Genomic DNA, 10,258 nt, shown 5'->3' on the forward strand with positions numbered 1-10,258 from the left:
ATCCTGCACCCGTCGATGTCTTCGAATTCAACAGCTTTTCCCGGATCTCAATTCCTTTTGAGCTCGTAAATCTAGGTCGACCGGGCAAAATCCCTCTGACCGCGCAGGCCGACAAGATTGCAAAAGCCATCCCAAATGCCGCTTATTCCACAATCGAGGATGCGAGCCATTACAGCATGTTTGGCGAATGCAAACCGGGTGCGGCTGAACTTGCCGAAGCGGAACAGGTCGGTGATCCGATATGTATGGATGGGAGAGGCCGCACACGGCGTGAAATCCATGCGAAACTGATCAATATGGTCACTGCGGCCTTCAGTCGAGCATTGAAGGCGAATCCCTGAACATCGGCCCGTATGCGTCGGTCAATATGCCGAACTGACGACCATTTGTACGGCACCTCAGGCAAAAGTCTTGCCTTCGCGATGGCCTGACGCCATAAGCAGGCAACGGGCGCCCGCCGCGAGGATTTGGATGAAAACTTTCCTTCTGCAGTTTTTCACCTGGTGGAACGGCCAGACGCTGGGAACGCGCTTCCACACCTGGCGGCACGGCAAGGAAGTCGGGCAGGACGAGACCGGCAACGTCTACTACGAGGGCGGTGTCGATTCGGAAGGCCGCACGCGCCGTTGGGTCATCTATCGCAACTATTCGGAAGCCTCGGAAATCCCCCCGGGCTGGCATGGCTGGATCCATCATCGCGTCGACGTCGCGCCGCCGAGCGAAAGCTACAAGCCACGCGATTGGCAGAAATCGCATCAGCCGAACCTCACCGGCAGTGCCGCGGCTTACCGCCCCAAGGGCTCGGTGCTGACCAATCAGCACCGCCCGCAGGTGACGGGCGACTACGACGCCTGGACGCCGGGGTCATAACCCTCGTCAACGCGGATCGGTCCTTTGTCGCCACAATTGGCGTTTAGCTGCTTGCTGATCCCGCAGCAGCGAATAGCCTTGGCGATCGACAGAATCACCCGGGCGCAAACAACCGGTATTCCCGCATGAGCATTTTCGGCCGAATCTCGATGGGCGCACTGACGGCGACCACTGTCGCTTTTGGTGCTTTTGGCGTGGCCGCCGCGCAGACTCCCGCCGCGCCGGAGGCGCCAGCCCCGCCCGCGACATCGGATCGCATCACCAATCCCGTCGCCGAGTTCGCCGGCATCGACAAGATTACCGGCCGCATCATCACCTTCGATGTCTATATCGACGAGACGGTGCAGTTCGGCGCTTTGCAGGTAACGCCGCGCGTCTGCTATTCGCGGCCGCAGGACGACCAGCCGAAGACCGATTCCTTCGTCGAGGTCGATGAGATCACGCTCGACCGCAAGATCCGCCGCATCTTCACCGGCTGGATGTTTGCCGAGAGTCCCGGCCTCAATGCCGTCGAGCACGCCGTTTACGACGTCTGGCTCAAGGGCTGCAAGCAGAAGTCGGATGTGCCGGCGCCCGACTCGGCCAAGGCCGATACCGGGAAAAAGGCCACGGCCAACCCTGATACCGCTGAACCGGATACCAGCAAGACCAACTGATCCTCCGGAACCGCCATACGCGCCATGCGTTAGGCCACGGACGGCCGCGCATCGATGCGCATGGAGGATTTTCGATGTCGGACAGCAAGCGGATCACGGCGAGCAAGAAAGAGCTGCTGGAACTCGAAAAGGGCTTCTGGACGGGCGACGCGGCCTACTATGCGGCCAATGCCGACACCGAATGCCTGGTGGCATTTCCGCAGATGGCGCAGGCGATGGACAATGCCGATCTCGCCAAGACGGTAACTAATCCAAATCGTTGGCGCGACCTCGACATCGAGCTCAAGGGAATAATCGAGCCGGGCAGCGACATTATCATGCTCACCTACGAGGCGCGTGCGACGCGGGAGAACGGCCAACCGTACGCGGCGCTGGTCAGCACCGGCTATGTTCATCGCGTCAACGGCTGGAAGATGATGTTTCATTCGCAAACGCCAATGGAGGCAACTGCGAAAGATGATCGTCACGGATAAAACACCGCTTCGCCTTTCAGCGCCTCGGCCAGCATCTTCTCATATCTGCCGCGCGGCACGTCGACGGCGCCGAAGCGCTTGAGGTGCTCGGTGGTGAACTGCGTATCAAGCAGCGCGAAACCGCGCGCCTTCAACCGCTCGACCAGGCGCACGAGGCAGGCTTTCGAGGCGTCCGTTTCCCTGGCGAACATGCTTTCGCCAAAGAACACCCGGCCAAGCGAGACGCCGTAAAGGCCGCCGACCAGCCGGTCCTCGCGCCAGGCCTCGACCGAATGGCAATGACCCATGCGATGAAGCTCAACATAGGCTTCGCGGATCGGCGCATTGATCCAGGTCGAGCGGCGCTCCTCGCGCTTCTCGGCGCAGCCGTCGATCGTCGCCTCGAAATCGAAATCGAAACGGATGTCGAACAGGTTTTTCCGCAGCGTCTTGCCCAGGCTTTTGGGCGTATGGAACCCGTCGAGCGGGATGATGCCGCGTGTCTCCGGCCGCACCCAGAACACTTCCGGGTCACTGGCGCTTTCGGCCATTGGAAAAACGCCCGAGGCATAGGCCTTGAGCAGAAGATCTGTCGGGATGCGATAGCCTGGCGCGTAGGGACGGGTCATCGCGTCATCATACTAGAAGTTGATGGCTATTCCTCTTTGGCCAGGTATTTTTCCAGCCAGTGGATGTCGTAGTCGCCATTGGCGATGTCGGCGTTGCCGACAAGGTCACGGAAGAGCGGCAGCGTTGTCTTGATGCCATCGACGACGAATTCGTCGAGCGCGCGGCGCAGTCGCATCATGCATTCGACGCGGTTGCGGCCATGCACGATTAGCTTGCCGATCAGGCTGTCATAGTAGGGCGGGATCTTGTAGCCGGAATAGACGCCGGAATCGACGCGAATGCCGAGGCCGCCCGGCGTGTGGAAATGCGTGATCGTGCCCGGCGAGGGGGTGAAGGTGCGCGGATCCTCGGCATTGATGCGGCACTCGATGGCATGGCCGTTGAACTTGATGTCCTCTTGCCGCACCGAAAGCCCGCCGCCCGAGGCGACGCGGATCTGCTCATGCACCAGGTCGATGCCGGTGATCGCCTCCGTCACCGGATGCTCGACCTGCAGGCGGGTGTTCATCTCGATGAAATAGAACTCGCCGTTCTCGTAGAGGAATTCGATGGTGCCGGCGCCGGAATAGCCGAGATCGGCGATGGCCTTGGCGCAGACGCCGCCGATATGCGCGCGCTCCTCGGCATTGAGCGCCGGCGAGGGCGCTTCTTCCCAGACCTTCTGGTGGCGGCGTTGCAACGAGCAGTCGCGCTCGCCGAAATGCACGCCGCGGCCGGCGCCGTCGCCGAACACCTGGACCTCGATGTGGCGCGGCTTTTCCAGATATTTCTCGATATAGACAGCGTCGTCGCCGAAGGCAGCACCGGCTTCCGAGCGGGCCGTCTGCAAGGCAATTTCAAGCTCGGCTTCGCTATGCGCCACCTTCATGCCGCGTCCGCCACCGCCGGCCGAAGCCTTGATGATCACGGGGTAGCCGATCTCGGCGGCGATGCGCCTGGCTTCCTTTTCCTCGGTGACCGCGCCGTCGGAGCCGGGCACGACCGGAATGCCAAGGCGTTTTGCCGTGCGCTTGGCCTCGATCTTGTCGCCCATGATGCGGATATGGTCGCCGGTTGGGCCGATGAAGGTGATGTTGTGCGCGGCGAGGATATCGGCGAACTTGGCATTTTCCGACAGGAAGCCGTAGCCCGGATGCACGGCATCGGCGCCGGTGATCTCGCAGGCCGCGACGATCTGGTGGATGTTGAGATAGCTGTCGCGCGACGGCGGCGGGCCGATGCAGACGCTCTCGTCGGCGAGCCTGACATGCATGGCGTCGGCGTCGGCGGTCGAATGCACCACCACGGTCTGGATGCCGAGCTCCTTGCAGGCGCGCAGCACCCTCAGGGCAATTTCGCCGCGATTGGCGATGAGGATTTTCTGGAACATGTCTCGCCTGTTCCCGGCTCTACTCGATCACGACGAGCGGCATGCCATATTCGACCGGCTGCGCATCCTCGAACAGGATCGCCGTCACCGTGCCGCCGCGAGGCGAGGGGATCTGGTTCATCGTCTTCATCGCCTCGATGATCAGCAGCGTCTGGCCTTCCTTGACCGTCTGGCCGACCTCGATGAACGGCTTGGCATCGGGCGACGGCGCCAGATAGGCGGTGCCGACCATGGGCGAAGCCACGGCGTTCTTGGACATGTCGGCTGCCGCCGGTCCGGCCGCGGCGGCCGCGGGCTGGGCCGCCGCCGGCGCATAAGTGGGCTGCGGCGCGGCAATCGCGTGCACGGCCGGCGCCTGTCGCGACACGCGCACCTTCAAGTCGCCCAGCTCGACCTCGATCTCGGTAAGGTTGGTGTCGTTCAGTATGCCCGCCAGATCGCGGATCAGCTGCTGGTCAACACCGGTCTTCTTTATCGACATTTTCGAGCCTTCTGTTTGTTGGCCGGTCATAGGCGTGCGGCCAGCGCCTGCAGCGCCAGCGTGTAGCCGAGTGGCCCGAACCCGCAGATCATGCCGACGGCGACCGGCGAGACCATGGAGACGTGGCGGAATGGTTCCCGCGCGTGGATGTTGGAAAGATGAACTTCGGCGACGGGCAGTGGTGCTACGGCGCGGATGGCGTCGTGAATGGCAATCGAGGTGTGGCTGTAGGCGCCCGGATTGATGACGATGCCGGCAGCCTTGTCGCCGGCTTCCTGGATCCAGTCGACGAGATCGCCCTCATGGTTCGACTGGCGGAAATCGATATCGATCCCCAGAGCGGCACCCGCCTGCTTGCAATCTTCGGCGATCGCCGCAAGCGTCTTGCCGCCATAAATGCCCGGCTCGCGCTTGCCGAGCGCGTTGAGGTTGGGACCGTTCAGGACGAAAACAGTTTTCAAGAATGCCGACCTTTCCCGGCACCGGCCTCAAGCCGGCGCACTGGGCCTCTATAATGGGCTTAGACGCCTGCGAAAAGAGCGCAAGTGCGTTCTTTCGCTGTCCACAACAGGCGGGAAACGGCCTGTGGCGAAACCGGTGCCGATCAGAGCGCGGCCTTGGCCGCTTCGATCTTTTCCGCCAGTACTTCCTGGCCGAGCGCCCCGAACACCACCTCGTTGCCGACCACGTAGGAGGGCGTTCCGGTGATGGCCAGCTTGTTGGCAAGGTCGAAGGTCTTGGAGAAGGCCTCGGTGATGGACGGATCCTTCATCTTCTCGCGCAATGTCGCTTCGTCGGCACCGAGCGAAAGCGCCACCTTGATGGCCGTGGCCTCGGTGGCGCGCCCCTGGCCGCCGAGCAGTGCGTTGTGGAACTCACCATATTTCTCCGGATGCATCAGATGGAACGCCATCGAGACGACGCTTGCCTTTTGCGAATCCGGGCCGAGGATCGGGAATTCCTTGAGCACGAAGCGAAGGTCCGGATCGGCTTTCGTCAAGGCCTGCATGTCCTCGATGGCGCGTTTGCAGAAGCCGCAATTGTAATCGTAGAACTCGACGATGGTGACCTTGCCGTTCGGGTTGCCGACGACGCCGTCGAAGGCCGAGTTGAAGATCTGGTCCTTGGCATTGGTGATGACGCCGAGACTGGCGATCCGCTGCTCTTCCTTCTGCTTGGCCTCAAGCGCGTCCTGGACCTCCAGCAGCACTTCCGGGTTCTTCAGGAGGTAGTCGCGGATGATGCCCTCGACTTCCGCGCGGTCGATCTTGCTATCGCCGGACACCGCCTGGGCGAGTTGAGCCGTATCGGCCTTTGCCGCCTGCGGATTTCCGGCCACGAATCCGAAAGCCAGCATGGCGAGAGCAACCGCCACTCCCGTGGTGCCGAGCAGAATTGCCTTGTTCATCATCCGTAATCCTCTTGCCTGGTTTTCGGCCCGATTGGTCCGACCCGACCGGCCTGACTATATGTCGCCGCGGTTGCCGGAAGGTTCACTTTTTCTTGCCTGATGGCGCGTAGTTTATGATGTCCTGCGCGCGAAGCCAGCCCGGCTCGCCGCGCTTCAGCTTTTGTTGCGCGCGCATGGCGAAGATCTTGGCATTCCTGTAGTCGCCGGAATAGAAATGGCCTTCAGCGGTGGCGAGATCGGCGGCCGGGATTTTGCCGAGCTCGCCATTGGCCTGCGCCAGATAGCGGTAGCCGGCGACGTTTTCGCGATCGCGCCCGAGGCCCTTGTTGATCTGCACCACCGCCTTCTCCAGCGAATCAGGCGTGCCGATGGCCATCAGCGCCTGCCCGTAGGAAACCAGCAGCAGTCCCGATCGCGCCGGGTCGAGGCTGACCGCCTTGGCATAGGCTGCCGAAGCATCCTTCGGCTTGTTCGCCTTCATCAGGATGTCGCCGCGCAATTCCTGAAAATAGGGGTTTTTCGGCTGCGCCTTGATCAATGCATTGGTCTTGCTAAGCGCGGCAGCCAGATTGCCATAGAGATAGGTCGTCTGCGCAAGGCCATATTGCGAGGCCAGGCTGCCCGGATTCTTGCGCATCAGCCGCACCGCAGCGGCCTGGCCTCCCATATAGGCGGCGATCTTGATGCGCATCATGTCGTGCCGCTGCTGGAGCGCCGGCGGGTCGACCTTGTCGACATAGGGGCTCTGCTTCACCAGGACTTCGAGATTGGCGATACGCTCGCGTGGCATCGGATGGCTGATCCTGTAGGGATCGACCTGCGCTCCCGACAGCGACAGCGCGCTCTGGAAGCGGCCGAACGTCTTCAGCATGCCCATGCCAGACTGGCCGGTGGCGTTGAGATAGGTGATTGCCGAGCGGTCGGCGGTCATCTCTTCGGTGCGCTGATAGGCCAGGACGCTGCGCTGCGCCATCTCGCCGCCGCCCGCAGCGACGCCCATGCCGGCGCCGGCGAGGCCGCGGCTGTTGGTGGTGGCGCCGGCGACGATGGCGCCGGCGCCAAGCAGCGTCGCGATGATGGCCATCGTCTTGGCGCGTTCGAGTTGCTCGCGCAATTTCTGCTGGTGACCGCCGGCGATGTGCCCGGCTTCATGGGCGATGACGCCGATGATCTCATTGGGCGTTTCCGCTTCCATCAAGGCGCCCGTGTTGATGAACAGCCGGCGCCCCGCGACGAAGGCGTTGAAGCTCTGATCGTTGACCAGGACGATGTCGATGGCATCGTTTGACAGGCCCGCCGCCTTGAAGATCGGCCGCGCATAGTCGCGCACCAGGGCTTCGATCTCGGCGTCGCGCACCACCGGCACGTTTTGCGCGAAGGCATTGACCGAGCCGGCGACAGTGACCATCACGGCAAGCCAAAGCGTCGCGAAAACGCGCGCTGCCCTGGCAATCGTCAATCTGGGTCGGCTCAACATGGCAGGTCCACTGGTAGACGAGCGGGCGAAGGATGAAAAGTCGGCACCGAAAACTTAGTGAACTTGTGATCCTCACATCAATCGGGCATTTGTGCGGCGCGGCCGCCAGGGCCAACGGCTTCGGGCGGCAGGATGTGAGGTCAAATGGTTGTTTCCCTTTCACGCCGCGGCGAGGTCGAGCCCTTCCATGCCATGGACATTCTGGCGGAGGCCAATCGGTTGAAGGCCTCCGGCGTTCCGGTCGTTTCCATGGCCGTCGGCCAGCCGTCCGACCCGGCGCCAGCCGGAGTGAGGGCCGCGGCGGCCCAAGCCTTGAAGATGGGGCTCATCGGCTATACCGATGCGCTGGGCCTGGCCAGCCTGCGCAAGGCAATCGCCGAGCACTATGGCGACCACTACGGGCTCGATGTCCCGCCCAGCCGGATCGCCGTCACCACCGGATCGTCGGCAGCCTTCAACCTCGCCTTCCTGGCAATGTTCGATCCGGGCGACCGCGTGGCCATTGCAGCCCCTGGCTACCCGGCCTATCGCAACATCATGGCGGCGCTCGGCATCGAGATCGTCGAGATCGAGCTTGACGGCGCCGCCTATCTCCATGCCGGGCATCTGGAAGCCGCGCACCGCCAAAAACCGCTGAAGGGCGTTCTGTTCGCAAGTCCGGCCAACCCGACCGGTGCGGTCATCCCTGCCAATGAGCTGTCGGCACTGGTCAAGACGGCGCAGGATCTGGGCATCGCCGTGATCTCCGACGAAATCTATCACCGGCTGGCCTATACCGCGCCCGACACGACGGCGCTTGCCCATGGTCCGGATGTGACGGTGATCAACTCCTTTTCGAAATACTATTGCATGACCGGCTGGCGCATCGGCTGGATGGTGCTGCCGGAAGAACTGGTGCGGCCCGTCGAACGCATCGCCCAGAGCCTTTACATCTCGCCGCCCGAGCTTTCCCAGATCGCGGCGATCGAGGCATTCAAGGCGACCGGTGAATTGGAAGTGGTGAAGGCGCGCTATGCGGGCAATCGCGAGCTTTTGATGCAGCGCCTGCCGGAGCTCGGCTTCGCGCTGGCCGCACCGATGGACGGCGCCTTCTATGCGTTTTGCGATGTCACCAGGCATACCAACGACAGCATGGTTTTCGCGCGCAGGATGCTGGCCGAGGCGCATGTGGCGGCGACGCCCGGCCGTGACTTCGATCCGCTTCAGGGCCATCGAACCATGCGCTTTTCCTATGCCGGCAGCCACGACGACATGCTCGAGGCGCTGGCGCGCATCGAGCGCTGGCTGAAGTAGCGAGGACGCCAATGCCCGAACTCGAACAGGCTTTGGCCGAAGTCGCCGCCGAGATGACGGAGCGGACGGATAGGGGCGAGGTCGCCACCTACATTCCGCAACTCGGCAAGGTCGATCCGAAGAAGTTCGGCATCGCCGCCGTGACCAATGACGGTCGCGTGCTGATGGCGGGCGACGCCGATGAGCCGTTTTCCATCCAGAGCATTTCCAAGGTGTTCACGCTGACGCTGGCGCTCGGCAATGTCGGCGATGCGCTTTGGCAGCGCGTCGGACGCGAACCGTCGGGCAACCCGTTCAACTCGATCGTCCAGCTCGAGCATGAGAACGGCATTCCGCGCAATCCGTTCATCAATGCCGGCGCCATCGTCATTTCCGACATTCTGCTCGCCGGCCACCAGCCGCGGGAGGCGATCGGCGAGATTCTGCGCTTCATCCAGTTCCTGGCCGATGACGAGACTGTCATCATCGACCGCGAGGTCGCGGCCTCCGAGCGCGCCACCGGCTACCGCAATTTTGCGCTTGCCAACTACATGAAATCCTTCGGCAATCTCCATCATGCGCCCGAACTGGCGCTCGGCGTCTATTTCCATCACTGCGCCATCGCCATGAGCTGCCGGCAGCTGGCGCTGGCCGGCCGCTTCCTCGCCAATGGCGGCAAGAATCCGGCAACCGGCCATTCCGTCGTGTCGGCCGAACGCGCGCGACGCATTGGCGCGATGATGCTGACCTGCGGCCACTATGACGGCTCGGGAGACTTTGCTTTCCGCGTCGGCATCCCGGGCAAGAGCGGCGTCGGCGGCGGCATATTGGGCATCGTGCCGGGCGTCGCCTCGCTTGCCGTGTGGTCGCCCGGCCTCAACGCCAACGGCAATTCCAAGCTGGGCTCGATCGCGCTGGAAAGGCTGGCCAGGATGATGAACTGGTCGATCTTCGCGCCATAATCGGCTGCGACCGGTCGTCGTGAGCGATGCTGTTGGGAGGGTGCCGTTGGTCTGAAAACGGTCGGCAAACCAGGATCAGGCGGCCGGCGCCCGCTGTTCCAGCATGTCGATGCCGAGCAGGTGTCGCACATTCGGCCGTGCCGCCACCATGTCGGCGATCGTATAGCGCGCAAGCACGGCGAAGAAGGCGTTGAGCGCCTCGCGCAGCGCCGAATTCAGCGCGCAACTGTCGATCAGCGGGCATTCGGCGGCATCGTTTTCGAAGCATTCGGCCATGGCGAAGCTTTCTTCCGTCACCCGCACAACGTCGAACAGGTTGATCTGCTCGGCTGGGCGGCCGAGCCTGACGCCGCCGTTCCTGCCGCGCACCGTCTCGACCAGGCCATGCTCGACCAGCGGCTGCAGGATCTTGAACAGAAAAAGCTCGGATACCGAATAGGCGGCGGCAATCTCGGGGATGCGGCTCAGCCGATCGGTGTTCGCGGCGCAATACATCAAGATGCGCATGGCGTAGTTGGTCTGGCGTGTCAGGCGCATTTTGTCCTCGCGAAGCAGTGGCTTGACCCCAAAACGCGTCGAGTCAAACGAGAGACGCGCTCGGGCCCTTGTCTTTGTCCATGCTGTCGTCCCAAATCGCTGGCGCGGTTTTGGGCGACATCGGTGAATATGGCCTATACC

Annotated in this window: 12 protein-coding genes and 1 pseudogene; 6 read left to right on the plus strand and 7 right to left on the minus strand. The window is 62.7% G+C overall.

What is annotated here, in order from left to right; translation table 11 throughout:
* From CN311_RS30155 to CN311_RS30170, 4 genes and pseudogenes are all read left to right on the plus strand, one after another.
* Positions 1-341 (plus strand): annotated as a pseudogene (locus CN311_RS30155) (alpha/beta hydrolase family protein); the annotation flags it as partial.
* Between the two features lie 130 nt (positions 342-471).
* The gene (locus CN311_RS30160; protein WP_097577237.1) at positions 472-870 is read left to right on the plus strand and encodes an NADH:ubiquinone oxidoreductase subunit NDUFA12; all 399 of its coding nucleotides are present in this window, start codon (positions 472-474) and stop codon (positions 868-870) included.
* Positions 871-995: 125 nt separating this feature from the next.
* Entirely contained in the window at positions 996-1,526 is a 531-nt protein-coding gene (locus CN311_RS30165; protein WP_097577238.1) for a DUF2155 domain-containing protein, read from the plus strand.
* A gap of 74 nt (positions 1,527-1,600) precedes the next feature.
* Entirely contained in the window at positions 1,601-1,999 is a 399-nt protein-coding gene (locus CN311_RS30170; RefSeq protein ID WP_097577239.1) for a hypothetical protein, read from the plus strand.
* Here the strand turns inward: CN311_RS30170 and aat are convergent.
* The 6 genes from aat to CN311_RS30200 form a co-directional block, all read right to left on the minus strand.
* Positions 1,990-2,607 carry a leucyl/phenylalanyl-tRNA--protein transferase gene (gene aat, locus CN311_RS30175; protein WP_097577240.1) on the minus strand — a complete coding sequence of 206 codons (618 nt, stop codon included), beginning with the start codon at positions 2,605-2,607 and terminating at the stop codon, positions 1,990-1,992. The genes CN311_RS30170 and aat overlap by 10 nt on opposite strands.
* Positions 2,608-2,633: 26 nt before the next feature.
* Entirely contained in the window at positions 2,634-3,977 is a 1,344-nt protein-coding gene (gene accC, locus CN311_RS30180) for an acetyl-CoA carboxylase biotin carboxylase subunit (protein ID WP_097577241.1), read from the minus strand.
* 19 nt (positions 3,978-3,996) lie between these two features.
* Positions 3,997-4,458 carry an acetyl-CoA carboxylase biotin carboxyl carrier protein gene (accB, locus tag CN311_RS30185; protein WP_097577242.1) on the minus strand — a complete coding sequence of 154 codons (462 nt, stop codon included), beginning with the start codon at positions 4,456-4,458 and terminating at the stop codon, positions 3,997-3,999.
* 26 nt (positions 4,459-4,484) lie between these two features.
* Positions 4,485-4,919 carry a type II 3-dehydroquinate dehydratase gene (gene aroQ, locus CN311_RS30190; protein ID WP_097577243.1) on the minus strand — a complete coding sequence of 145 codons (435 nt, stop codon included), beginning with the start codon at positions 4,917-4,919 and terminating at the stop codon, positions 4,485-4,487.
* A 143-nt stretch (positions 4,920-5,062) separates the two neighbouring features.
* Positions 5,063-5,866 carry a DsbA family protein gene (locus CN311_RS30195; RefSeq protein WP_097577248.1) on the minus strand — a complete coding sequence of 268 codons (804 nt, stop codon included), beginning with the start codon at positions 5,864-5,866 and terminating at the stop codon, positions 5,063-5,065.
* 85 nt (positions 5,867-5,951) lie between these two features.
* On the minus strand, positions 5,952-7,346 hold the full coding sequence (locus CN311_RS30200) for a M48 family metalloprotease (protein ID WP_097577244.1): 1,395 nt from the start codon (positions 7,344-7,346) through the stop codon (positions 5,952-5,954).
* A 144-nt stretch (positions 7,347-7,490) separates the two neighbouring features.
* Between CN311_RS30200 and CN311_RS30205 the strand changes: the two genes are divergently transcribed.
* Both CN311_RS30205 and CN311_RS30210 read left to right on the plus strand, forming a co-directional pair.
* Positions 7,491-8,639, plus strand: a complete 1,149-nt coding sequence (locus CN311_RS30205; RefSeq protein ID WP_097577245.1) for a pyridoxal phosphate-dependent aminotransferase — start codon at positions 7,491-7,493, stop codon at positions 8,637-8,639.
* Between the two features lie 11 nt (positions 8,640-8,650).
* Entirely contained in the window at positions 8,651-9,580 is a 930-nt protein-coding gene (locus CN311_RS30210; RefSeq protein WP_097577246.1) for a glutaminase, read from the plus strand.
* Positions 9,581-9,655: 75 nt separating this feature from the next.
* Here CN311_RS30210 and rirA read toward each other — a convergent pair whose 3' ends face one another.
* The gene (gene rirA, locus CN311_RS30215) at positions 9,656-10,117 is read right to left on the minus strand and encodes an iron-responsive transcriptional regulator RirA (RefSeq protein ID WP_097577247.1); all 462 of its coding nucleotides are present in this window, start codon (positions 10,115-10,117) and stop codon (positions 9,656-9,658) included.
* Positions 10,118-10,258 lie beyond the last annotated feature (141 nt).

The sequence above is a fragment of the Mesorhizobium sanjuanii genome, assembly GCF_002529485.1.
In the GTDB taxonomy this organism is placed as follows: Bacteria; Pseudomonadota; Alphaproteobacteria; order Rhizobiales; family Rhizobiaceae; genus Mesorhizobium; species Mesorhizobium sanjuanii.